This window comes from Gordonia sihwensis (genome assembly GCF_029632925.1).
Classification (GTDB): domain Bacteria; phylum Actinomycetota; class Actinomycetes; order Mycobacteriales; family Mycobacteriaceae; genus Gordonia; species Gordonia sihwensis.
The window spans coordinates 3,057,490-3,080,017 of the sequence record NZ_CP121248.1 but is presented as its reverse complement, the minus strand read 5'-3'; the positions used below and the strand labels follow the sequence as shown (position 1 = coordinate 3,080,017).

Here is a 22,528-nt window from a genome sequence, read left to right as displayed (position 1 = left end):
GTGTCCCCCTCGGGTCGCTCGCAGCGACGATGCTGCGGTCGGGGTGGAACGTTAGACGTCGCCGACCCAGACACGCCCGCGTTCGAATCGATGGAACCGAAAACGAGTCACGTGCGTCTAAGTCACATGGCAGAAGAGAATCGACATCAGGATTCCGACACGGAACCGGCGGGGCTGACCACTGTCGCATCGAGATCCGGGACCATCTCCGTCACGTGCACGGCCGCGGGACTGCCGGTGGGGATGACTATTTCGTCTCGGGCGATGCGGCGGTCTCCGGCGGCACTGGCGCGCGAGATCATGGCGCTGTGCACCCTCGCGAGCACGACAGCGGGAGTGCAGGCCAGGCACCGGTTGCGGGGGCGCGGTGTCGATGAGGAGGCACTCGATCTGCTCGGGCTGCCGTCGCGCAAGGAGCTGGTGAACGCCGAGGCGGCAGCGGATGCCTCGAGTGCAGGACGGAATCGGTGAACCCCGAGATGGACGCCGTCGCCGATCGGGCGCAGCGGCAGCTGGGGGCGCTGGAGGACGTGCACCGGAGACTGCAGCAACTGCGCGCGACCGGAGTCGGCGACGACGGTCGCGTGCGCGTGACGGTGAACGGCAACGGAGCCCTCATCGAGTTGGAGATCGCCGCCGGCGCCGGCGGCGGAAAGGGCGCACGACTGTCGGAGGAGATCGTGGGTGCGGCAGTGCGCGCCGCGACGGATGCCTTCGCCGAGCGCAGCGAGATCATGCAGTCGTTCTGCGGCGAGTTCGCCGCACTGACCGGAGTCGACGACTCCGGCGCGGCGGTGGAACCGAACCGGGATCCGGTGCGTCCAATTACATGAGGGCTCGATTCTTCAAGCATCAGGGGGAGACGTGAACGAGACGATGGTGCACCCGGAAGCGGTGCAGACGTTCGGCGCCACATCGGCGGCGCTGGGAACGGCGACGGCCACTGCCGGAGCGTTCGACACGGCGGCGGTGGGGGCCGCAGTGACGGCGGTATTCGGTCTGATCGGGCAGGAGTTCGCCGCCGCCTACTCGGTGGCACAGGCCAATCACCTCCGCGGAGTCGGGCTTCTCGCCGCCGCGCATGCGGCGACCGCAGCCGCGGTGTCGGCCGGAATCGCCTCGTTCTCCGACGCCGACGGCACCGGTGCCTGCGGGGTCCGAGTGTGAGCCGGCACCGAACCTCCGACGATGCGGGGCCGGCGTCCGGACCGGATGCCCACACGTGCGGGAGCCCCGAGGTGGCCACCGCGGCGGACTGCGGCGCGGGGGACGTGGGGGACGTGCTCGCGAGATTCGGGATCGCGCCGGTTCAGGCACCGTTGAACGTGCACCTGCCGGCGAGCCTTCCCGAGTTGCCGGTACTGCCCGCGATCGATCCGGCGATGTTGCTGAAGCCGATCACCGATCTGCTCGCGACATTCGGTACCGGAAGGCTCGGCGGAATCGGGAACCCCGCAGCCGCCCACAACGATCTCGCCGGCCTGCTCGACGGCGGCGTGACGCTGCTGCTCAACGCTGCCAGTTCGGTGGATGGCGGATGGGTGGGACAGGCTGCGACATCGGCGGTCACGGCTGCGTCGCGGTCGGCGTCGGAGTCCGGCATGCTGGCGACGCAGGGAGCGGCGATCTCTGCCGATCTGCAGGCCGCGGCAGCGGTGGTGGCCGCCGGTCTGACTCAACTGCAGGGAGTAGTGGTGAAGACGGCAGGGGCGCTCGCCGCCGCACTGCCGACGCTGGCGACCCCGCCCGGGCAGCTCGCAGCGCTCGGGATCGCGGCGGAGGGGCTGGCAGAGGGGCTCTCGGTGGTCGCGTCCACTCGCACTCAGCTGGCCGGTCCCACGGCGCACATGGCGGCGAACGGCAGGCCGATACCGGTCACCGCGGTGCCGGGGCCGGGCGGCGACGGATTCGCGGTGGCGGCGAAACTGCTGGAGTCGGCGCTCCCGATGGTCCAGGCGGGAACGACGCTCGCTACGAAGCTCTTGGCGGGTACGGGGTCGGACGGTGCACCGGAGGTCCCGGCTCCGAACCCGAACCACCGGGATGCGCTCGGAACCCCCGCTGCCGTGCCCGCACCCTGTCCGTCGGCCTGCGACCGCGGACCGGCGACGCCCGGGGCAGCGTCGGCCGGATCATCCGGTGCTGGCGCGCCGGCGGTCGGAGGCGCGGGTGCCGGTGGACCGGCGGTCAGACCGGCAGCCTCCGTTCCCGGCGCCGCTGTGAGTGCGATGACCGCCTCGGTCGCCGCGGAACCGGTGTCGCTGGCCGATCGGCCCATGACCACCAACGCCGCGGTGGTCGGGGCAGCGCAGGCGACTGTGTCAACGGACTCGGCGGCGGCGCCCGCCGTGCCGCTGGCACCGGTCGTGCCGGCCACGGCACGTCAGTCCGCGGACGGACCGCGGATCGTGCCCGCCGCCGTAGCGCCTGAGCCCGCTAGCAGCGAGGCGGTGGACCGGGACTGGCTCACGGCCATGACCGCGGAGTCGCTTGACTTCGACGTGGCGCTGGAGTTGGGACTGGGCGGCCAGAAGCTCGCCGGATCGGTGTGATCCGGGGATCGAGAAGAACACCAAGGAAAGGACTGCGACATGCAGGCTCTCAAACTCGACGTCGCCGCCGGACAGGCCTCGGCGGCGTCGATCAAAGGAGTGGTGGACGAGATGCAGCGCATCGTCGGCCAGATCCAGAAGTCGGCGGTGAACGGCAAGTCGGGCTGGGACGGCAAGGCGTCCACCGCGTTCGAGACCACGCATACCGATTGGCACGGGGTCGCGACCAAACTGCAGGGCGCGCTGGACGAGATCGAGTCGAAGCTGACCGCCGGCTTCCGCGGTTACGACGACGAAGACGTGACGGTGGCGGGCCAGCTCACCGGCCTGCAGGGACATCTGTCGTTGTAGCGGGGCCGCCGCGGGGGAGCGGTGGCGCGGCTCGCTCGTCGCAGACGCACGAGCTCGACGCGCACATCTTCGACTGACACATCCGATTCAACACACTCACAGGGGGATGACATGAGCAACGGACTCATTCGGTACGACTTCGCAAGTCTCGGAACGCTTTCGGGCGACTTGCGTGGACAGTTTCAGCGGTTGGAAGAGCTGTCGGGTCAGCTCAAGCGCCAGGTGACGGCGCTCGCCGCGCACTGGGACTCGGGAGGCGCCGCGTCGTACCAGCAGGCGCAGGGCAACTGGGATCGGATCTTCGCCGACGCGCGCGCTCGGCTCGACTCGCTCGGCACGGGAGTCGAGAAGGCCGCCACGCACATGCGGGAGACCGACGTCCGGGTGGGCAAGACCTTCGCGGTGTGAGACACGGTCGCCCCGGGCGGCAGTCGCATCGGCTGCCACTCGGGGCGCACACCGAGCGAGGACGGTGCCTGATCGGTCAGTCTCCGGTGTGGCCTCGCAACAGCTCGGCGAAGGGAGTCACCTCGCCGAGGTCGTTCGCCCCCGCCGATCGACGCGGCCGGGTCTCGAGGTCGGTGGGGCCGCCGAATCCGGCGACCGCGGACGCACCGACGAGCCGCTGTGCCAGCTCGCCGGCGGCGCGGCGGACTCGGTCGCCGAGCTCGCTGCTGCCGAAGTCCTCGGTGGCGGCGAAGACCGCGGTCGGCACCGTGTCGGCCCGCAGGTAGCTCATCAGCGGGCGCACGGCGTGATCGAGGACCAGACTGTGCCGCGGAGTGCCCGCCGTTGCCGCCACCAGAACCGGGACGCCGGTCATCGCGTCGGGGTCGAGCACGTCGAAGAACATCTTGAACAGTCCGCTGTAGGAGGCGGTGAAGACCGGGGTCACGGCGACGATGCCGTCGGCGGCGGCTACCTCGTCACGGGCGGCGCTGACCTCCGCTGTCGCGACACCGGTCGTCACCGTGGTGGCCAGACCGGCGGCGAGCGGCGCCAGCTCCAGAACCCGCACGTCGACGCTCTCGCCCCGGGCGGTCACTCCCGCGGTGACGGCGTCGGCGATCTGGTCGGCCAGGAGCCGCGTGGACGACGGCGTCGAGACGCCGGCGCTGATCACGAGGAGACGTCGCGCCATCTCAGTTCTCTCCCTTCGCCGCCGCGGTCGCGACGGATGCGGCCGGAGCGACCCGGCGGTGCGGTGAGCCCGGGCCGGCGGCCACCAAAGACTCGTGGGTGGGCGGATCGGAGGGCACGTGGGCGGGTCGGCGGCGGTCGAATTCCGCACGCAGGACCGGCACCACCTGAGTGCCCAGGATCTCGATCTGCTCGAGCACCTGCGGCAGGGGAAGTCCGGCGTGGTCGACGAGGAACAGCTGCCGCTGGTAGTCGCCCGCGTAGTCGGCGAATGAGAGGGTCTTGTCGATCACCATCTCCGGCGTGCCGACGGTCAGCGGGGTCATGTCGGTGAAGTCTTCGAGCGACGGACCGTGGCCGTACACGGGCGCGTTGTCGAAGTAGGGACGGAACCGGCGCTTGGCCTCGTTCTCGGTGTCCGCCATGAAGACCTGACCGCCGAGACCGACGATGGCCTGATCGGCGGAACCGTGGCCGTAGTGCTCGAAACGGCGACGGTACAGGTTCACCATCTGCTCGGTGTGCTCCTTGTTCCAGAAGATGTTGTTGTGGAAGAAGCCGTCGCCGTAGAACGCGGCCTGCTCGGCGATCTCCGGGGAGCGGGTGGAGCCGTGCCATACGAACGGCGGAGTGTCGTCGAGGGGAGCGGGTGTGGAGGTGTAGCCCTGCAGCGGCGTCCGGAACCGGCCCTCCCAGTCGATGTTCTTCTCCCGCCACAGGCGCCGGAGGAGGTGATAGTTCTCGACGGCGAGGGGGATGCCCTGCCGGATGTCCTTGCCGAACCACGGGTACACCGGACCGGTGTTGCCGCGACCGAGTGTCAGGTCCGCCCGGCCTCCGGACAGGTGCTGAAGCATCGCGAAGTCCTCGGCGATCTTGACCGGGTCGTTCGTGGTGATGAGCGTGGTCGCGGTCGACAGCCGCAGTTTCTCGGTGCGAGCCGCTATCCAGCCGAGCATGGTGGTCGGCGAACTGGGGACGAAGGGCGGGTTGTGGTGCTCACCCGTGGCGAACACGTCCAGACCGACCTCCTCGGCCTTCAGAGCGATCGCGGTCATCGCCTGAATCCGCTCGTGTTCGCTGACCGTGGTGCCGGTGGTGGGGTCGGTGGTCACGTCACCGACGCTGAAGATTCCGAACTGCATCGAACGCTTCCTTCCTGGTGGGTCCGCTCGCCGCGGCTTTCACACAGAGTAACCGGACCGTGGTCCGGTTAATTCCCGGCCCTCGTTCCGCGTGCCGCTGGACGGTCGGGCCCGCCGCCACCGATTAGTCTTCCTGTGCGGCCGCCCGGCCGACACCACGTGCACAGACGGAAGGTCCTCCATGTCCGCAGAAGGGTCGACACGCGCGATCGTCGCCGCCCTGGCCGCCAACGCGGGAATCGCCGCGGCCAAGTTCGTCGGCTTCGCGATCACCGGTTCCTCATCGATGCTCGCCGAAGGCGTCCACTCCGTCGCCGACACGTCGAACCAGGGCCTGCTTCTGCTCGGCCAGAAGAGCGCGGCGCGCAAGGCCGACGAACTGCATCCGTTCGGGTACGGCCGCAGCAGGTACTTCTACTCGTTCATCGTCGCGCTCGTGATCTTCACCCTCGGCTCGATGTTCGCGCTCTACGAAGGCGTCGAGAAGATCCGCCACGCGGGCGATCACGGGCTCGACTCACCACTGGTCGCGGTGGTGATCCTCCTGGTCGCGATCTGCCTCGAGGGCTACAGCTTCCACACCGCCCGGAAGGAGTCCAGGCCACTCAAGGGCGGGGCGTCCTGGTGGCAGTTCATCCGCACCTCGCGCAATCCCGAACTGCCGGTGGTCCTGCTCGAGGACAGCGGCGCGCTGATCGGTCTGGTGCTGGCGCTCGCGGGCGTCGGGCTGACGATGATCACCGGTGATGCGATCTGGGACGGCATCGGCACCCTCTCGATCGGCGTACTGCTCGGCCTGATCGCGATCGTCCTGATCGTCGAGATGAAGAGCCTGCTGATCGGCGAGGGCGCGACCGAGGCCGAGTCGGCGACGCTGCGTTCGGTGATCCCGGGGCAGGACGTCGATCGCGTCATCCATATGAAGACGCAGTACCTCGGACCCGAGGAACTCCTGGTGGCGGCGAAGATCGCGATCGCGCCGGGTCTGGGGGCCGTCGAGATCGCTCGGGCGATCGACGGGGCGGAGGCCCGGGTGCGGGCCGCGGTGCCGCAGGCCCGGGTGATTTACCTCGAACCGGACATCGACAGGGGTGAGAACGCTTCGTGACCAACTCCTGACCTGGATGCGGCCTACGGGAACGCGTCGATGCGCTAGCCTCTGAAACCGCAATGAATGTGGAGGGGATCACATCGATGGTGTCAGCTCGGGCGAGGCCACAGGGCTACTCGACGAGGGCGCACACCCTGGCGCAGGCACCACGCCCCGACCGTTCATCCCGCAGCGGAAACCCCGCGAATCAGCAAGGAGAACCTACGTGACCACTTTCTTCGGTCGTGTGAAATCGGTCGAGCAATCGATGGCCGACACCGACGAGCCCGAAACCAAGCTCCGGAAGGACCTGACGGCCTGGGACCTGACAGTCTTCGGCGTCGCCGTGGTCGTCGGCGCCGGCATCTTCACCCTCACCGCACGGACGGCCGGCAACGTCGCGGGCCCCTCGGTGTCTCTGGCCTTCGTCCTCGCCGCGATCGCCTGCGGTCTGGCAGCTCTCTGCTACGCGGAGTTCGCCTCCACGGTCCCGGTGGCGGGATCGGCCTACACGTTCTCCTATGCGACCTTCGGTGAATTCGTCGCCTGGATCATCGGTTGGGACCTCATCCTGGAATTCGCGCTCGCTGCCTCCGTCGTGGCGAAGGGCTGGTCGTCGTACCTCGGCAACGTGATCGGTGCGGGCAACAACGTCTTCGTCATCGGCGGGCACACCTACGACTGGGGTGCGGCGGTGCTGATCGCGGTGCTCATCACCCTGCTGGTGCTCGGTACCAAGCTGTCGTCCCGGGTCTCGGTGATCATCACCGCGATCAAGGTGGCCGTGGTGCTGCTCGTGATCATCGTGGGCGCCTTCTACATCACCGGCAAGAACTACTCCCCGTACGTGCCGCCGGCCAAGCCGGGCGAATCGACCGGGACGGGAATCCATCAGACGCTCTTCTCGTGGGCCACCGGTGCCACCGGCAGCCAGTACGGCTGGTACGGACTGCTCGCCGCGGCGTCGCTCGTGTTCTTCGCGTTCATCGGCTTCGACGTCGTCGCGACCACCGCGGAGGAGACCAAGGACCCGCAGAAGTCGCTGCCGCGCGGCATCCTGGGATCGCTGGCCATCGTCACGATCCTTTACGTCGGCGTCTCGCTGGTGCTCACCGGAATGGTTCCGTACACCGACCTCGCGGATAAGAAGCTGCCGAACGGGACGGTCGAATCGTCGACGCTCGCCACGGCCTTCGAGGCGCACGGCATCACCTGGGCGCAGTGGGCGATCAACATCGGTGCGCTGGCGGGTCTGACGACAGTCGTGATGGTGATGCTCCTCGGACAGACCCGAGTCGGTTTCGCCATGGCCCGCGACGGACTGCTCCCGCGCGGACTGGCCAAGACCGGCAGCCGCGGCACGCCGGTGCGCATCACCCTGATCGTCGGCGTGGTCTCCGGCGCGCTCGCCTTCTTCTTCCCGATGGGCACGCTCGAAGAGATGGTCAACATCGGTACCCTGTTCGCGTTCGTCCTGGTGTGCGTCGGTGTCGTGGTGCTGCGTCGCACCCGGCCGGATCTCAAGCGCGGCTTCTCCGTGCCGTTCGTACCGCTGGTGCCGATCCTGGCGGTCATCGCCTGCTTCTGGCTGATGATCAACCTGTCGATCGAGACCTGGTTGCGATTCGTCGTCTGGATGATGATCGGCATCGTCGTGTACCTGACCTACGGTGCCAAGCACTCCGTGCTCGGTATGCGTGAGCGCAAAGAACTGCCCTCCTACGACACCGTCACCACTGATTCGGCCGACCGGCCGGACGGTGGTCCGACCGGCAGTGCGTGAGCGCGATAGCGTAGAAGGACCTAGGGCACTGGTACCGGCCGCCGAATCGGCGGCCGGTACCGTCGTTCACGATCAAAGATGTCAATCGAGAGGGACCAGATGACCGCGCCTTCCAGCGCTCTGACCACCGAAACCCGCAACGGCGTCGAGTTCAGGGTCGCCGACCTCTCCGAGGCCGAGTACGGCCGCAAGGAGATCCGCCTCGCCGAGCACGAGATGCCGGGTCTGATGGAGTTGCGCCGCGAATACGCCGACGTCAAGCCCCTCAAGGGCGCTCGCATCTCGGGGTCGCTGCACATGACCGTGCAGACCGCCGTCCTGATCGAGACGCTCGTCGATCTGGGCGCCGAGGTCCGCTGGGCCTCGTGCAACATCTTCTCCACCCAGGACCACGCGGCCGCGGCCGTCGTCGTCGGCCCGTACGGAACCGTCGAGGAGCCCAAGGGTGTGCCGGTCTTCGCCTGGAAGGGCGAGACCCTGGAGGAGTACTGGTGGGCGGCCGAGCAGATGCTGACCTGGCCGGACGTCGACGGCGAGCCGCGGCGCGCCAACATGATCCTCGACGACGGCGGCGACGCGACCATGCTGGTCCTGCGTGGCGCGGAGTTCGAGAAGGCCGGCGTCGTTCCGCCCGCCGACGACAATCACCCCGCCGAGTACAAGGTGTTCCTGGAACTGCTGCGCCGCTCGCTGGCCGCAGACCCGGGCAAGTGGACGGCGATCGCCGAGTCGGTGCAGGGCGTCACCGAGGAGACCACCACCGGTGTGCTCCGTCTGTACCAGTTCGCCGCCGCCGGTGAACTCGACTTCCCGGCGATCAACGTCAACGACTCGGTCACCAAGAGCAAGTTCGACAACAAGTACGGCACCCGCCACTCGCTGATCGACGGCATCAACCGCGGCACCGACGTCCTCATCGGCGGCAAGAAGGTGCTGATCTGCGGCTACGGCGACGTCGGCAAGGGCTGCGCGGAGTCGCTGGCGGGGCAGGGCGCCCGTGTTCAGGTCACCGAGATCGACCCGATCAACGCACTGCAGGCGATGATGGACGGCTATGACGTCGTCACCGTCGATGAGGCGATCGGCAACGCGGACATCGTCGTCACGGCCACCGGCAACCTGGGCATCATCACCTTCGAGCACATGAAGAAGATGAAGAACCAGGCGGTGCTGGGCAACATCGGTCACTTCGACAACGAGATCGACATGGCCGGACTCGAGTCCGCCGAAGGAATGACGCGGATCAACATCAAGCCGCAGGTGGACCAGTGGGTGTTCCCCGACGGCCACAGCATCATCGTGCTGTCCGAAGGGCGACTGCTGAACCTGGGCAACGCCACCGGCCACCCGTCGTTCGTGATGAGCAACAGCTTCGCCAACCAGGTGATCGCCCAGATCGAGCTGTGGACCAAGGGCGACGAGTACGACAACGAGGTGTACCGCCTGCCCAAGCATCTCGACGAGAAGGTCGCGCGCATCCACGTCGAAGCGCTCGGCGGCAGCCTGACCAAGCTCACCAAGGAGCAGGCCGAGTACATCGGCGTCGACGTCGAGGGCCCCTACAAGCCCGAGCACTACCGCTACTGACGCACCGAACCGGCTGGATGCACCGCACCGCCGCCGGTCGGGGAGCCGAGCTCTCCCGACCGGCGGCGGTCGTTCGTTGCGGCCGGCTCCCTGCGGCCGGCTCCGGACTACCCGAGCTGTGCGAGAACGGCGTCGACGGCCGCGTCGCCGTCGGCCCACGACCAGGTCGACATCCACTGTGCTTGCACGAGTTCGCCGTAGACGCGGTAGACGGCGTGTTGCAGGTCGGCGTCGCGCTCGTAGGTGTCCACGGGTCGGTCGGCCTCGGCCTCCGCGCGACCGCTGGCGCGGCCCATCGCGACTTCCGGCGGAACTCCGAGGAGCAACTGGTGGTCGGGAACCGGGAGTTGAAACCGTCGGAACTCGAGGTCGGCGACCCAGTCGACGACCTCGGACGCGGCGCCCGCACCCAGGCGCGCGGCGCTGTAGGCCGCATTCGACGCGGTGTAGCGGTCGCAGATGACGAGGTCGTTCCCGGCGAGGGCGTCGTGCAGTTGACGCCGTGCCGCGGCCCGGTCGAGGGCGAAGAGCAGGGCCATCGCGTAGACGCTGTCCCGGAGATCACCGTGCCGTCCGTGCAGCGCCTCCGAGGCGATGTCCGCGGTGATCGATTCGCCGTAGCGGGGGAACGCGAGCGTCCGGACCGACGCGCCACGGTCGATCGCAGCGGCTTCGAGGCGTCCGACGATGGTGCGTTTGCCCGCACCGTCGAGACCTTCGACAGCAACCAGAATGCCCACGCGGACAGTCTAGGCAGTCGCCTGCGCCACGTGGATGCGGCGCGCCGCACGCCGTCCGGACCTGCGCGGCAAGGCGTGTCGCACCGCGCTATCCGCGGCAGAAGTGACACCATGGCAGGCATGAAGCCACGCATCCTGGTCGTTGACGATGACGCCGCTCTCGCCGAGATGCTCACGATCGTTCTGAAGAACGAAGGCTTCGAGCCGTTCGTCGTCGGAGACGGGACGCAGGCGCTGACCGCGGTGCGCGAGGTTCGACCCGACCTCGTCCTGCTCGACCTGATGCTGCCGGGAATGAACGGCATCGATGTCTGTCGGGTGCTCCGCGCCGACTCCGGTGTGCCGATCGTGATGCTGACCGCCAAATCCGACACCGTCGACGTGGTGCTCGGCCTGGAATCCGGTGCCGACGACTACATGGTGAAGCCGTTCAAGCCGAAGGAACTCGTCGCGCGCATCCGAGCCCGGCTGCGGCGCACCGAGGACGATCCGGCCGAACTCCTGGCGATCGGTCCGGTGGAGATCGACGTCCCGGCGCACAAGGTCACCCGCGACGGGGTGCCGATCTCGCTGACTCCGCTGGAGTTCGACCTTCTGGTGGCGCTGGCGCGCAAGCCCCGTCAGGTGTTCACCCGTGACGTCCTCCTCGAACAGGTGTGGGGCTACCGGCATCCCGCCGACACTCGTCTGGTGAACGTCCACGTCCAGCGGCTGCGCGCCAAGGTCGAGATCGATCCGGAGAACCCGGAGATCGTGCTCACCGTGAGAGGGGTCGGTTACAAGGCCGGTCCGCCGTGATCGGTGGCCGCCGGATTCACCGGGGGCCGATCGAACGCCTCATCACAGCGGTCCGGCGCGCCGCGGCGACCGTCGGACGGGTGGCCGGACAGATCTGGCGCCGCTCGGTTCAGACGCGAGTCATCGTCTCGACGCTGGTTCTGTCCTTCGTGGTCTTGCTGATTCTCGGTTTCGTCCTGATCAGTCAGATCACCGGGCGCCTGTTGGACGCCAAGGAGGAAGTCGCCACCGACGAGATCGCGCGGATGCGCGCGGTGGTGGAACGGGTGCTGAGCAGCGGGGAATCGAACACCGCTGTGCAGAATCGGCTGGCCCGAGCGCGATCGTTGCTCACCGACCAGGACACCGAGTCGCCGCAGACGTCGTCGGTCGCCGGCTCGTTCGACTCCGTGCTCGTGGTTCCCGGCGAGCCGAACGAGCAGGAGATCGCGGTGGGGCCGGTGCGCGACGTGCCGACCGCCCTGCGCAAGATGGTGGCCGGGGGCCAGGTCGCCTTCCAGTACACATCCATCGATCAGGCCGGGGACACCGTCCCCGCGCTGGTGATCGGTTCCCCGGTGGAGAGCCCGATCCAGGGGCTGGAGATCTACCTCGTATTCCCCCTGGGCACCGAGGAGAACACGGTGTCGCTGGTGCGCGGAACGCTGCTGACCGGTGCGGTGGTGCTGCTCGGTCTGCTCGCGGCGATCGCTTGGCTGGTGACCCGACAGGTGATCGCACCGCTGCGGTCGGCGACCCGGATCGCCGTGCGTTTCGCCGACGGCCGTCTCTCCGAGCGGATGCCGGTGCACGGCGAGGACGAGTTCGCGCGGCTGGCGGTCTCGTTCAACGACATGGCCGAGAGCCTCTCCCGTCAGATCAACCACCTCGAGGAGTTCGGCGGGCTGCAGCGGCAGTTCACCTCCGACGTCAGCCACGAACTGCGCACGCCGCTCACCACGGTCCGGATGGCCGCCGACCTTCTCTACGACAACCGCGAGGGACTCGACCCGGTGCAGCGCCGTTCGGTGGAACTGCTCGACAAGGAACTGAACCGGTTCGAGACGCTGCTGACCGAGCTCCTGGAGATCTCGCGTCACGACGCGGGGATGGCGGAGCTGGCGGCACAGAAGCTCGACATCGCGGTGCCCATCGACGCGGCCGTCTCCACGGTGGCTCCACTGGCCGCCGAGACGGGCAGCGACCTGATCATCGACATGCCGACGGAGCCGGTGATGGCCGAGATCGATCCGCGCCGGGTGGAGCGGATCCTGCGTAACCTGCTCGCCAACGCCATCGATCACGGCGAGCACAAGCCGGTCACGCTCACCATGCGCTCCGACGGCGACGCGGTGGCGATCACCGTCCGCGACCACGGGATAGGCCTGCGTCCGGGAGAGGAGAAACTCGTCTTCAACAGATTCTGGCGATCGGATCCGTCGCGTGTGCGGCGCTCGGGCGGCACGGGCCTCGGCCTGGCGATCAGCATCGAGGACGCCCGTCTGCACCAGGGCCGACTGGAGGCCTGGGGAGCGCCGGGGGAGGGCTCCTGCTTCCGCCTCACGCTGCCACTGGTTCGTGGCCACAAGCTCCTCGGCAGCCCGCTGCCGTTGAAGCCGATCGGGGAGACGCCCCGATGAGGCGGGTCGCGGTGCTGGTCGCGCTGCTGCTGTCCGCGACGATGGTTCTCACCGGATGCGTCGACATTCCGGACTCCTCGTCTCCGCAGCCCATCCAGGCGTTCGACCGCAAACGGCCGACCAACATCGTGCCCTCGCCCCGACGGGGCGACGACCCGGAGACCGTCGCGCGCAACTTCGTGAAGGCGATGTCCGACCCCACCGCCGGGCATCGGGCGGCGCGCAAGTTCCTGACCGCGGGCGCCAGCCAACGATGGGACGACCAGGGAGACATGACCGTGGTCCGCGACGTCGGCGTCACCGTCGACGAGCGCACCGACGACGCGGTCCGACTCCGGGTCACCGGCGAGAAGACGGGAGTGCTGTCGCCCGGCGGTACGCTCCGGCCCGTCACGGGCGACTGGGTGATGGCGCTGTCGCTGGAGCAGAGCGGCGGGACGTGGCGGATCAGCGGCGACCCGCCCATGGGATCGGTCACCGACTCGTCGCAGTTCCTCACGGCGTATCGGCAGGCCGACCTGTTCTTCCCCGATCGCACGCTGAGCCGGCTGGTGGCCGACCCGCGCTGGCTGTTCGGTCCCGAACTCGATGCGAGCGTCCTGGTCAACCGGCTGCTGGCGGGTCCGGCGCCCGAACTCGCCGGTGCGGTGAGCCAGGGGGCGGCGCGCGGCAGCGCCGCCGCCGGGCCGGTCACCACCAAGGGCGACGTCGTGACGGTTCCGCTCGGCAACGTCGCCGACGGCGACCAGAGGGCGCGAACCACTCTCGCGGCGCAGATCGTCTGGACCCTCGATTACGCCGGGTTCTCGGGCACATACCGGATCACCGCAGACGGCGCTCCGCTGGTTCCCGGCCGCGACGAGGGCTGGCACACCGCCGATGTCAGCACGTTCGAACCCGAGCCGGAGAAGCGCGCCGTCGACCCGGTGCACCTGGTGCGCGACGGGGGCCTGGCCAGGCTCACCGGGAACCGGGCGGTACCCGTCGACGGCGCACTCGGCGCCGCCCACGACCTCCAGTCGGCGGCCATCTCCGCGGATATGAGCCGAAGTGCCGCCGTCGCCGACCGCGGCGGTCGCCGGGTGCTGCTGGTGGGGCCGTACGGCGGCGATGCCGTGGAGGTGGCCGCGGGCGCCTCGGTGACGACGCCGTCCTTCGGGCCGGATCCCGCCACCGGATACGCGGTGGTCGACGGCCGTCCGATCCATTGGATGTCGGACGGCGACGGCACGCGGATCGAGTCCATCGACACCGCGGAGGTCCGCGCGGTGGCGCCGGGGCCGATCACCGGTCTGCAGGTCTCACCGGACGGCGTGCGCGTGGCCCTGGTGGTCGGCGGCCGGCTCCTGCTCGCCGTGCTGTCCGTGAACGATGTCGGCGTGCCGGCACTGACCGGCGTCTACCTGCTGGCGCCGGAGGTGGCGGGCACCGGCATCGGTATCGCCTGGTCGTCGTCGAAGACGATGTACTTCGCGGTGAACGGCGGCGACAGCCCGGTGTGGAAGACGTCGATCGTCGGCACGCAGCCGGTCGCGATGGTCAGCGGCAACCTCAAGCCGCCGCTGGTGGACGTCGCGGCATCGTCGACCACGGTGTACGTCTCGGACAATCGCGGTATCCAGCAGATCGGCACCGGCCAGATCCGGCCGGATCAGTACTGGACCGCGCTGGGCCCCGATGCCGGACCGGGAACGAGGCCGGTGATCCCCGGCGGCTGACCGGCGGTCGCTGTGGAACAACCGGGTGACAGTCCGGCATCGCAGGAGGACAATGCTCGGGCATGGCGGGTGATCGGGCACGCTCCCGAGCCGTGTTGGCGGCCTTGGCGGACCTCGCGGTGCCGCGGGAGTGCGGCGGGTGCGGGCGCCCGGGAACGCCGTGGTGCGACGCTTGCCGGGCTCGACTCGACGATGTGCCGCGGCAGCTGTCTCCGCGTGTGGATCCGGGTGTGCCTGTATGGGCGATGGCCCGGTACGGCGGACCGATGGCGTCGGCCGTCGTGAACCTCAAGGAGCATCGCCGACGCGATCTCGCGCCCGTTCTGGGCCGCGTGCTGGCCGACGGGATCCTCTCGCTCGCACAGTGGGGTGAGTTGCCCGCCTCCGATCGACTCGCACTCGTCCCCGCACCCACGCGGGCGTGGGCGGCCCGGAGCAGGGGAGGCGACACCGTGACCGCGCTCGCCCGCGAGGCCGCGGACGTCCTCGGCGGCCGCGTCCGAGTGGTGCCGGCGCTGGTGACCGCGGCCTGGACGCGAGACTCGGCGGGGCTGGGGGCCGGGGCGCGCGGCGCGAACCTCGCGGGAGCGGTGCGATTGCGCCGCCCACTGCCGTCTGCGCTGGTCGGCGCCGGTGCCGGGCCCGCCGTACCGGTGGTGGTGGTCGACGACGTCCTCACCACCGGTGCGACCGTCGCGCAGGCGGTGAGACGCCTTCGGCGTTCCGGTGCCGCTGTGACCGGAGCGGTGGTTCTGGCGGGTGCATGATCGGCAAAACGTGGCCGGAACCGGAGTTTGCGGATACCTTCGGAAGTGGCAGTGATGAACATCGAGTGCCGGGAGGTGAGGAAGCCTTTTCCACCGCGCCGATGTGTTCACGAGCGCGGTAGATCCTCCGCTTCAGCTCAGCGGGTCACTGCCCATCGCGCCAAACCGCTACCTGAATGTGGTTGCGCGACTAGCGAATTGGTACCCCGATCCGGTCTCGATTCCGGACGGGAGCAACCTGAGGAGGATGTCGATATGACGGTCGTTCACCGCAAGGGACAGCGCGAGTCGAAAGCCGCACCCGCTGAACGCGTCGACCTCAAAGCCGCTTTCGAGCTGCCGTCCACCGTCGACACGTCGGACGCGGGCGAGTTGAAGGCGGAGCTCGTCATGAGTGGCCGGAACGTGGAGATACCGGATCACTTCCGGGTCTACATGAGCAGCAAGCTCTCCCGGCTCGAGCACTTCGACCCCACGATCTTCCGCTTCGAAGTGGTCCTGTACCACGAACCGAATCCACGGCAGTCCAAGAGCGCCGAGATCGTCGAGATCACCGGCCGTGGCCGCGGTCCGGTGATCCGCGCACAGGCCGCCGGCGAGAACTTCTACGCCGCCAGTGAGTTGGCCTTCGACAAGCTGCACAAGCGGCTGCGCCGCGCCAAGAGCCGGAAGCGGATCCGCAAGGACGGGATGCACCGTCCCACCTCGCTCGCCGAGGCAGCGGCCGACGCGCCGCACCTGCTTCCCGAGACGCCTGCGCCGTCCCCGGATCCGTTCGAGGACAGTGTCGAGGACCACTCGCCCGGTCAGGTGGTGCGCGTGAAGGATCACCCGTCGTCGCCGATGTCGGTGGACGAGGCGCTCTACGAGATGGAACTCGTCGGTCACGACTTCTACCTGTTCCATGACTGCGAGACCGACAAGCCGTCGGTGGTCTATCGCCGTCACGCATTCGACTACGGACTCATCAGGCTCGCCTGAGGTCTCGTCGCAGCAGCGGTGGCCGTCGCCCTGACCGGGCGGCGGCCACCGTCGCGTTCACCACGCGTCGCCGAGCGCGTCAACAATCGTTGACGTCAGGTGCGATGCAGTGCCGGTCGGACATGCCTGCATACGGCGTCGTCGACGACGGACCCGTACCATGGACCGAGGTCTGTCCGCCACGTCGACGGTTCGGCGGGGCGCGACGGTGAATCGAAACGTGAACCCAGAGGATTGCCGGTGCTCAACAAGCTGCTCAGACTGGGCGAAGGCCGCATGGTCAAGCGCCTGGACGCTATCGCGACGAGCGTCGAGGCGCTCTCCGACGAGATGGAAGCGCTCTCAGACGACGAACTGCGGGGCAAGACCGTCGAGTTCCGCGAGCGGCTCGAGGGCGATGAGACACTCGACGATCTGCTGCTCGAGGCCTTCGCGGTGGCTCGTGAGGCCGCGTGGCGCGTCCTCGACCAGAAGCACTTCCACGTGCAGATCATGGGTGGCGCGGCGCTGCACTTCGGCAACATCGCGGAGATGAAGACCGGTGAGGGCAAGACGCTGACCTGTGTTCTCCCGGCGTACCTGAACGCGCTGAACGGCAAGGGCGTGCACGTCGTCACCGTGAACGACTACCTCGCCAAGCGCGACGCGGAGTGGATGGGCCGCGTGCATCGCTTCCTCGGTCTCGAGACCGCGGTGATCCTGACCGGCATGTCGCCCGATCAGCGTCGTGAGGCGTACGCGGCCGACATCACCTACGGCACCAACAACGAGTTCGGCTTCGACTACCTGCGCGACAACATGGCGCATTCACTCGAAGACCTGGTGCAGCGGGAACACGCCTACGCCATCGTCGACGAGGTCGACTCGATTCTCATCGACGAGGCCCGCACCCCGCTGATCATCTCGGGCCCGGCCGACTCGTCGAGCAAGTGGTATGCCGAGTTCGCGCGCATCGCGCCGCTGCTGGAGAAGGACGTCCACTACGAGGTCGACATCAAGAAGAAGACCGTCGGCGTCCACGAGGCCGGCGTCTCCTTCGTCGAGGACCGGCTCGGCATCGACAACCTCTACGAGCCGGAGAACTCACAGCTCGTCGGCTACTTGAACAACGCGATCAAGGTCAAGGAGCTCTTCCACAAGGACAAGGACTACATCGTCCGCAAGGGCGAGGTGATGATCGTCGACGAGTTCACCGGGCGTGTGCTCGACGGCCGGCGCTTCAACGAGGGCCTGCACCAGGCGATCGAGGCCAAGGAAGGCGTCGAGATCAAGGCCGAGAACCAGACTCTCGCCACGATCACCCTCCAGAACTACTTCCGCCTGTACAAGAAGCTCGCAGGCATGACCGGTACGGCCGAGACCGAGGCCGCCGAGTTCCAGCAGATCTACAAGCTGGGCGTGGTGCCGATCCCGACCAACCGTCCGCTGATCCGCAAGGACCAGACCGACCTGATCTACAAGACCGAAGAGGCCAAGTTCTACGCGGTGGTCGACGACATCGCCGAGCGCAACGCCAAGGGCCAGCCGGTCCTGATCGGTACCACGAGCGTCGAGCGCTCGGAGTACCTGTCGCGGCTGCTGACCGAGCGGGAGATCAAGCACACCGTCCTCAACGCGAAGTACCACGAGCAGGAGGCACAGATCGTCGCCGAGGCCGGTCGGCTCGGGGCGGTCACGGTGGCCACCAACATGGCCGGCCGAGGCACCGACGTCGTGTTGGGCGGCAACCCGGACGTCATCGCCGACACCCGGCTGCGCAAGGCGGGACTCGACCCGGTCAACACTCCCGAGGAGTACGAGGCGGCGTGGGACGAGGCGATCGAGATCGCCCGCACCGAGGCCGCCAAGGAGGCCGACGACGTCCGTGAGGTGGGCGGACTCTACGTCCTCGGCACCGAGCGTCACGAATCGCGCCGCATCGACAATCAGCTGCGTGGCCGGTCCGGCCGCCAGGGCGACCCCGGCGAGTCCCGGTTCTACCTCTCCCTGGGCGACGAACTGATGCGGCGGTTCAACGGCGCCGCGCTCGAGACCATCATGGCCCGCCTCAACCTGCCCGACGACGTCCCGATCGACGCCAAGATGGTCACCCGCGCCATCCGCAGTGCGCAGACGCAGGTGGAGGAGCAGAACTTCGAGATCCGCAAGAACGTCCTCAAGTACGACGAGGTGATGAACGAGCAGCGCAAGGTCATCTACGGCGAGCGCCGCGAGATCCTCGAGGGCGAGGATCACCGGGATCAGGTGCGCGAGATGGTCCGCGACGTGGTCGGTGCCTACGTCGACGGTGCCACGGAGGTCGGATACGCCGAGGACTGGGACCTCGAGACGCTGTGGGAGGCGTTGTCGAAGCTGTACCCGATCGCGCTCGATCCCAAGCGGGTCGTCGGCGAGAACGAGTACGGCGAACGTGACGACATCTCCCGCGAGCAACTGCGCGAGGTACTGGTCGACGACGCGCTCGGCGCCTACGATCGCCGAGAGAAGGAACTGGCGGAGATCGCCGGCGACGGCGCGATGCGTCAACTGGAACGGTCGATCCTGCTCACGGTCATGGACCGCAAGTGGCGCGATCATCTCTACGAGATGGACTACCTCCGCGAGGGCATCCACCTGCGGTCGGTCGCTCAGCGCGACCCGGTGGTGGAGTACCAGCGCGAGGGCTACGACATGTTCCAGGGCATGTTGGAGGGCATGAAGGAAGAGGCCGTCACCTACATCTTCAACGCACAGGTGGAGACGCAGGCCCCGGCTCCGGCGCTGGGCACGTCGGTCAGCGACATGCTGGCCGGAGCGGCCTTCGGCGGCGACGAGGCCGCCGACGGCGCCGAACCGGCGATGACCTACAGCGGGCCGTCGGAGACCGGCGACGCGGAGGTGCTCTCCGAGGTCGAGGAGCACGCCTCGGGAACTCCGTCGGAGGTGCTCGGCAGCCGTCGCGAACGGCGCGCCGCCGCCCGTTCGGGCGCCAAGCCGTCGAACAAGCCTCCGAAGTCGCGCAAGAAGCGCTGACGGTCACACTCCCGCGCCGGACGGCGAGACCAGGATCTTCACGGCGGTCTCGTTGCGGTGCAGCAGGGTGTCGTAGCCTTCGGTGACCAGATCGGCGAGGTCGATCTTGCCCGTGATGAACGGGGCGAGATCGATCTCGCCGCTCTCCACCAGCGCGATCGTCTCGGGATGAGAGTTCACGTAGGCGATGGTGCCGCGCAGGTCGATCTCCTTCAGCACCAGCTTCTGCATGTCCAGTCCGGCAGGGCTGCCCCAGATCGACACCACCACGACGACCCCGGTCGGCTTCACGGCATCGAGCAGGGTGTCGAACGCGGGCTGAACCGACGTGCATTCGAAACCGACGTCCGCGCCGCGTCCGGAGGTGAGCTCCGATACCCGAGCGACCACGTCCTGCGCCGCGGGATCCAGCACGTGATCGGCGACTCCGGTGTCCGCGGCCTTGGCTCGGCGCAGCGGGCTCGGCTCGCTGATGATCACCGAGATGCCTCGCGCCCGGCAGATGGCCGCGGTGAGCAGGCCGATCGGTCCGGCGCCGGTGATGAGCGCGATCGCACCCGACTGCGCGCCGCTGCGCTGTACGGCGTGGAAACCGACCGCCAGCGGCTCGATCAGCGCGGCCTGGTCGAGCGGTACCGATGCGTCGATCCGATGCACCCACCTCCGTTTCACCGCGATCTTCTCTGCGAGTCCGCCACCGCAGCCGCCCAGTCCGATGAAGTTCATGTCTCGCGACAGGTGGTAGTCGTGGCTGTGCGGACCGGTATCGACGTCGTCGGCGAGGATGTAGGGCTCCACGACCACGTGATCGCCGACCGCCAGATCGGTCACGCCGTCGCCCACCTCCGAGACGACGCCCGACATCTCGTGTCCGATCGTGACCGGAGCGCTCTCGCCGCTGATCGGCTGCGGATGTCCGGCCGGCGGGATGAAGATCGGGCCGTCGGCGTACTCGTGCAGGTCGGTGCCGCAGATGCCGCACCAGGCGATGTCGATGCCGACCATGCCGGGCCCGACCTCCGGCGGGTCGATCTCTTCGATGCGGACGTCTCCGCGGTCGTAGTAGCGTGCGGCTCTCATCGGTGCTCCTTCTGAGCGTCGGAACGGGAAGTGTGGACTGTGATGTGAATCACCCGCCCGGAAACGAGCGTGCGCCCACCGCCGGCGGGGCGCAACGGTTGCAGGGGGTTGCAGCGGACGGGGGTCGGCCGTGCTCTCGGCGCGTCGCGGAACCGAACCCGCCCCGGGTGCGTCCGATAGATATGACGGTGAACACACTCGGGGGTAATGGGATCGTCGACCGGCCGGCGCCGCCGGTTCGGAACGGCGCTGAGCGGACGGATGCGGACCGTGCCGGTGCAGCGCGGTCGGCGACGGTGTACGCGTTGCAGCAGATGCTGGAGGTGCTCGACGGTCGCCGACCGGTGGACCATCTGCTGCGCACGGTCTCGGCCGAGGTGCAATCGCAGGTGGGCTCACTGCTCCAGCATCGGGCCGGGCCGTCGGGGAGTGCTGAGACGGCGCGGCTGCTGCGAGTCCACCTGCAGATCGGTGGACCGCGCCAGGCCGCCTACTTCGGCACCTTCGTGCGGGGACGCCGAGTGCGTGCGGTGGCCGGCCGCATCGAGATCCGGTCGGTGCCGTTGCCGTCGCGGGGCGGACCGCGCCGGATCGCGGAACGCTGGGTGATCGTCGAGTTCGCGATCGTCTGAGGCCGTGGTGTGAGGCCGCGCCGGCGATGATTCCGCGGACGCCCGCGATCGGCATAAACTCGACGCATCATGGTGAATCGGCTGTCGCCGGACGAGGCGATGTTCTACTTCCTGGACGGGGCGGGGACGACCGCCCACCTCGGAGCGCTGTTGATCCTCGACCCGAGCAAGCTTCGGAAGGACGACGCGACCGGGATCGACTACCACTCGCTCGTCTCGCTGGTGGAGAACCGACTGCAGGCGGCACCCCGGTACCGCCAGGTGATCACCGAGGTGACGCTCGGGCTGGCGCGTCCGGTGTGGGTGGACGACCGTGAGTTCGACATCAACTACCACATCAGATTGTCCGCGCTGCCGCAGCCGGGTGACTCCGAACAACTGCAGGAGTTGGTCTCGCGGCTCATGTCGCGCCCACTCGACCGGACCCGGCCGCTGTGGGAGATGTACCTGATCGAGGGACTCAGCCGCGGCCGGTCAGTGATCCTGACCAAGACGCACCGCTGTCTGCTGGGCGGCACCGGCAACCCGGAACTGAGCGAGGTGATCTGCGACGACGTCGCGGACGCCGCCCCGATGGCGGAGGATCTGTGGATGCCGCGGCGGCCGCCCGGTGCGGCCTCGTTGACCGTCGGAGCGCTGGCCGAGGCGATGGCCCGGCCCGGTGAGATGGTCGACACCCTGCTGCGCGGCAACGGCCCGGTCGCCGATCTCTGGTCGGTGGCCGACAAATCGGTCCGTCTGGTCGGCGACGCCGTCTCTCAGATGGTCAACTCCGCCCCCGACAGCCCGCTGAACGCGGTCACCACGTCGTCGCGGCTGTTCGCCTTCTCGTCGGTGTCCCGCCGCGATCTCGAGGCGGTGGCGAACCGTTTCGAGTGCTCGTTCAACGACGTGGTGCTGGCCATCATCACCGGCGTGCTGCGCCGGTGGTCGCTGTCGATCAAGGACACCGTCGGCCACGGCGAGACGATGCGGGCCACCATGCCGCTCGCGGCTCGCGATCCGGACACCGTCGAAGGAGAGCCGAGCGGCTCGTGGATCGTGGTCGGCGGGACGGAGTTCGTCACCGACCTGCCGGTGGGGGAGGACGCACCCGCGGTCCGGCTGATGCAGGTGGCCGGTCTCGCGAATCGCTACTCCCAGTCCACACGGCGGATGTCGCAGGGGCTGCGCCCCCTGCTTCCGGAGTTCGGGCTGGTGCCCTTCGCCGACCGGTCCACGCGGGCGTTCGCGGGCCTGTTCCAGCGGTCGTACAACGTACCGATCTCGATGAGTGCCAAGCGGATCGGCCGCAAGTTCGTCGGCGGGATCCCCATCACCGGGATCTTCACCATTCCGACGCTCGCCGCGCAGAGAGCTCTGGGCATCAGTGTCAACGAGTACGCGAACCAGGTGCAGTTCGCCTTCATCGCCGACCGGGCCGTGGTGGTCGACCTCCCCGCCATGGCCGAATACGTCACCGAGTCGCTGGACGAACTGCTTGCGAGCGGACAGTCGTACGACGGTTCCCCGGACCCCGGCAACCGGTGACGA

General features: G+C 68.4%; 21 protein-coding genes. 17 read left to right on the top strand and 4 right to left on the bottom strand.

Translation table 11 applies throughout. The annotated features are described in order from the left end of the window. Positions 1-243: 243 nt before the first annotated feature. The 6 genes from P5P27_RS14830 (at position 244) to P5P27_RS14805 (ending at position 3,311) form a co-directional block, all read left to right on the top strand. A complete protein-coding gene (locus tag P5P27_RS14830; RefSeq protein ID WP_231650027.1) occupies positions 244-471 on the top strand; it encodes a hypothetical protein in 228 nt (75 codons plus the stop codon). After that, positions 468-833 (top strand): YbaB/EbfC family nucleoid-associated protein, encoded by a 366-nt coding sequence (locus P5P27_RS14825; protein ID WP_006895574.1) that lies wholly within the window; start codon positions 468-470, stop codon positions 831-833. The genes P5P27_RS14830 and P5P27_RS14825 overlap by 4 nt, the downstream gene beginning before the upstream one ends. A gap of 31 nt (positions 834-864) precedes the next feature. Further along, entirely contained in the window at positions 865-1,167 is a 303-nt protein-coding gene (locus P5P27_RS14820; RefSeq protein WP_278124724.1) for a hypothetical protein, read from the top strand. Continuing rightward, positions 1,164-2,552, top strand: a complete 1,389-nt coding sequence (locus P5P27_RS14815) for a hypothetical protein (RefSeq protein ID WP_278124722.1) — start codon at positions 1,164-1,166, stop codon at positions 2,550-2,552. Before P5P27_RS14820 ends, P5P27_RS14815 begins: the two co-directional genes overlap by 4 nt. Positions 2,553-2,591: 39 nt before the next feature. Further along, complete coding sequence (locus P5P27_RS14810; protein ID WP_006895571.1) at positions 2,592-2,903, top strand: WXG100 family type VII secretion target; 312 nt, start codon at positions 2,592-2,594, stop codon at positions 2,901-2,903. A 111-nt stretch (positions 2,904-3,014) separates the two neighbouring features. Next, positions 3,015-3,311 carry a WXG100 family type VII secretion target gene (locus tag P5P27_RS14805; RefSeq protein WP_278124718.1) on the top strand — a complete coding sequence of 99 codons (297 nt, stop codon included), beginning with the start codon at positions 3,015-3,017 and terminating at the stop codon, positions 3,309-3,311. A 76-nt stretch (positions 3,312-3,387) separates the two neighbouring features. Here the strand turns inward: P5P27_RS14805 and P5P27_RS14800 are convergent, their stop codons facing one another. Together P5P27_RS14800 and P5P27_RS14795 are read right to left on the bottom strand one after the other, a co-directional pair. Then, positions 3,388-4,044, bottom strand: coding sequence for a CE1759 family FMN reductase (locus tag P5P27_RS14800; protein WP_278124715.1), 657 nt, complete (start codon positions 4,042-4,044; stop codon positions 3,388-3,390). A gap of 1 nt (position 4,045) precedes the next feature. Next, positions 4,046-5,188, bottom strand: a complete 1,143-nt coding sequence (locus P5P27_RS14795) for an LLM class flavin-dependent oxidoreductase (protein ID WP_278124713.1) — start codon at positions 5,186-5,188, stop codon at positions 4,046-4,048. Between the two features lie 181 nt (positions 5,189-5,369). Between P5P27_RS14795 and P5P27_RS14790 the strand changes: the two genes are divergently transcribed. The 3 genes from P5P27_RS14790 (at position 5,370) to ahcY (ending at position 9,648) form a co-directional block, all read left to right on the top strand. Next, on the top strand, positions 5,370-6,296 hold the full coding sequence (locus tag P5P27_RS14790; RefSeq protein ID WP_278124711.1) for a cation diffusion facilitator family transporter: 927 nt from the start codon (positions 5,370-5,372) through the stop codon (positions 6,294-6,296). 250 nt (positions 6,297-6,546) lie between these two features. Beyond that, on the top strand, positions 6,547-8,061 hold the full coding sequence (locus P5P27_RS14785; protein WP_375004089.1) for an APC family permease: 1,515 nt from the start codon (positions 6,547-6,549) through the stop codon (positions 8,059-8,061). Positions 8,062-8,160: 99 nt separating this feature from the next. Continuing rightward, on the top strand, positions 8,161-9,648 hold the full coding sequence (gene ahcY / locus P5P27_RS14780; protein WP_006895565.1) for an adenosylhomocysteinase: 1,488 nt from the start codon (positions 8,161-8,163) through the stop codon (positions 9,646-9,648). 107 nt (positions 9,649-9,755) lie between these two features. Here ahcY and P5P27_RS14775 read toward each other — a convergent pair whose 3' ends face one another. Next, positions 9,756-10,388 carry a dTMP kinase gene (locus tag P5P27_RS14775; protein ID WP_156479379.1) on the bottom strand — a complete coding sequence of 211 codons (633 nt, stop codon included), beginning with the start codon at positions 10,386-10,388 and terminating at the stop codon, positions 9,756-9,758. Between the two features lie 111 nt (positions 10,389-10,499). Here P5P27_RS14775 and mtrA point away from each other — a divergent pair, with 111 nt between their 5' ends. The 6 genes from mtrA (at position 10,500) to secA (ending at position 19,283) form a co-directional block, all read left to right on the top strand. Beyond that, a complete protein-coding gene (gene mtrA / locus P5P27_RS14770; protein ID WP_006895563.1) occupies positions 10,500-11,186 on the top strand; it encodes an MtrAB system response regulator MtrA in 687 nt (228 codons plus the stop codon). Further along, a complete protein-coding gene (gene mtrB, locus P5P27_RS14765) occupies positions 11,183-12,805 on the top strand; it encodes an MtrAB system histidine kinase MtrB (protein ID WP_006895562.1) in 1,623 nt (540 codons plus the stop codon). Before mtrA ends, mtrB begins: the two co-directional genes overlap by 4 nt. Then, positions 12,802-14,523, top strand: a complete 1,722-nt coding sequence (locus P5P27_RS14760) for an LpqB family beta-propeller domain-containing protein (RefSeq protein WP_278124705.1) — start codon at positions 12,802-12,804, stop codon at positions 14,521-14,523. The genes mtrB and P5P27_RS14760 overlap by 4 nt, the downstream gene beginning before the upstream one ends. A 62-nt stretch (positions 14,524-14,585) precedes the next feature. Beyond that, positions 14,586-15,290, top strand: coding sequence for a ComF family protein (locus tag P5P27_RS14755; protein WP_278124703.1), 705 nt, complete (start codon positions 14,586-14,588; stop codon positions 15,288-15,290). A gap of 255 nt (positions 15,291-15,545) precedes the next feature. Further along, entirely contained in the window at positions 15,546-16,271 is a 726-nt protein-coding gene (gene hpf, locus P5P27_RS14750; protein ID WP_006895559.1) for a ribosome hibernation-promoting factor, HPF/YfiA family, read from the top strand. 240 nt (positions 16,272-16,511) lie between these two features. After that, the gene (gene secA, locus P5P27_RS14745) at positions 16,512-19,283 is read left to right on the top strand and encodes a preprotein translocase subunit SecA (protein WP_278124700.1); all 2,772 of its coding nucleotides are present in this window, start codon (positions 16,512-16,514) and stop codon (positions 19,281-19,283) included. 3 nt (positions 19,284-19,286) lie between these two features. Here the strand turns inward: secA and P5P27_RS14740 are convergent, their stop codons facing one another. Beyond that, entirely contained in the window at positions 19,287-20,363 is a 1,077-nt protein-coding gene (locus P5P27_RS14740; protein ID WP_006895557.1) for a 2,3-butanediol dehydrogenase, read from the bottom strand. 182 nt (positions 20,364-20,545) lie between these two features. On the opposite strand from P5P27_RS14740, the gene P5P27_RS14735 reads away from it, so the two are divergent. Beyond that, positions 20,546-20,995, top strand: a complete 450-nt coding sequence (locus P5P27_RS14735) for an Rv3235 family protein (protein ID WP_260868579.1) — start codon at positions 20,546-20,548, stop codon at positions 20,993-20,995. Between the two features lie 69 nt (positions 20,996-21,064). Further along, positions 21,065-22,525 (top strand): wax ester/triacylglycerol synthase family O-acyltransferase, encoded by a 1,461-nt coding sequence (locus P5P27_RS14730; protein WP_006895555.1) that lies wholly within the window; start codon positions 21,065-21,067, stop codon positions 22,523-22,525. The last annotated feature ends 3 nt before the right edge of the window (positions 22,526-22,528 follow it).

What these genes read in the sequence shown, in the direction of transcription:
- P5P27_RS14830 (WP_231650027.1), top strand. Translation starts at nt 244, where the DNA reads ATGACTATTTCGTCTCGGGCGATGCGGCGGTCTCCGGCGGCACTGGCG.
- P5P27_RS14810 (WP_006895571.1), top strand. Translation starts at nt 2,592, where the DNA reads ATGCAGGCTCTCAAACTCGACGTCGCCGCCGGACAGGCCTCGGCGGCG.
- P5P27_RS14805 (WP_278124718.1), top strand. Translation starts at nt 3,015, where the DNA reads ATGAGCAACGGACTCATTCGGTACGACTTCGCAAGTCTCGGAACGCTT.
- P5P27_RS14800 (WP_278124715.1), bottom strand. Translation starts at nt 4,044, where the DNA reads ATGGCGCGACGTCTCCTCGTGATCAGCGCCGGCGTCTCGACGCCGTCG.
- P5P27_RS14795 (WP_278124713.1), bottom strand. Translation starts at nt 5,188, where the DNA reads ATGCAGTTCGGAATCTTCAGCGTCGGTGACGTGACCACCGACCCCACC.
- P5P27_RS14790 (WP_278124711.1), top strand. Translation starts at nt 5,370, where the DNA reads ATGTCCGCAGAAGGGTCGACACGCGCGATCGTCGCCGCCCTGGCCGCC.
- P5P27_RS14785 (WP_375004089.1), top strand. Translation starts at nt 6,547, where the DNA reads ATGGCCGACACCGACGAGCCCGAAACCAAGCTCCGGAAGGACCTGACG.
- ahcY (WP_006895565.1), top strand. Translation starts at nt 8,161, where the DNA reads ATGACCGCGCCTTCCAGCGCTCTGACCACCGAAACCCGCAACGGCGTC.
- mtrA (WP_006895563.1), top strand. Translation starts at nt 10,500, where the DNA reads ATGGCAGGCATGAAGCCACGCATCCTGGTCGTTGACGATGACGCCGCT.
- P5P27_RS14760 (WP_278124705.1), top strand. Translation starts at nt 12,802, where the DNA reads ATGAGGCGGGTCGCGGTGCTGGTCGCGCTGCTGCTGTCCGCGACGATG.
- P5P27_RS14755 (WP_278124703.1), top strand. Translation starts at nt 14,586, where the DNA reads ATGGCGGGTGATCGGGCACGCTCCCGAGCCGTGTTGGCGGCCTTGGCG.
- hpf (WP_006895559.1), top strand. Translation starts at nt 15,546, where the DNA reads ATGACGGTCGTTCACCGCAAGGGACAGCGCGAGTCGAAAGCCGCACCC.
- P5P27_RS14740 (WP_006895557.1), bottom strand. Translation starts at nt 20,363, where the DNA reads ATGAGAGCCGCACGCTACTACGACCGCGGAGACGTCCGCATCGAAGAG.
- P5P27_RS14735 (WP_260868579.1), top strand. Translation starts at nt 20,546, where the DNA reads ATGACGGTGAACACACTCGGGGGTAATGGGATCGTCGACCGGCCGGCG.
- P5P27_RS14730 (WP_006895555.1), top strand. Translation starts at nt 21,065, where the DNA reads ATGGTGAATCGGCTGTCGCCGGACGAGGCGATGTTCTACTTCCTGGAC.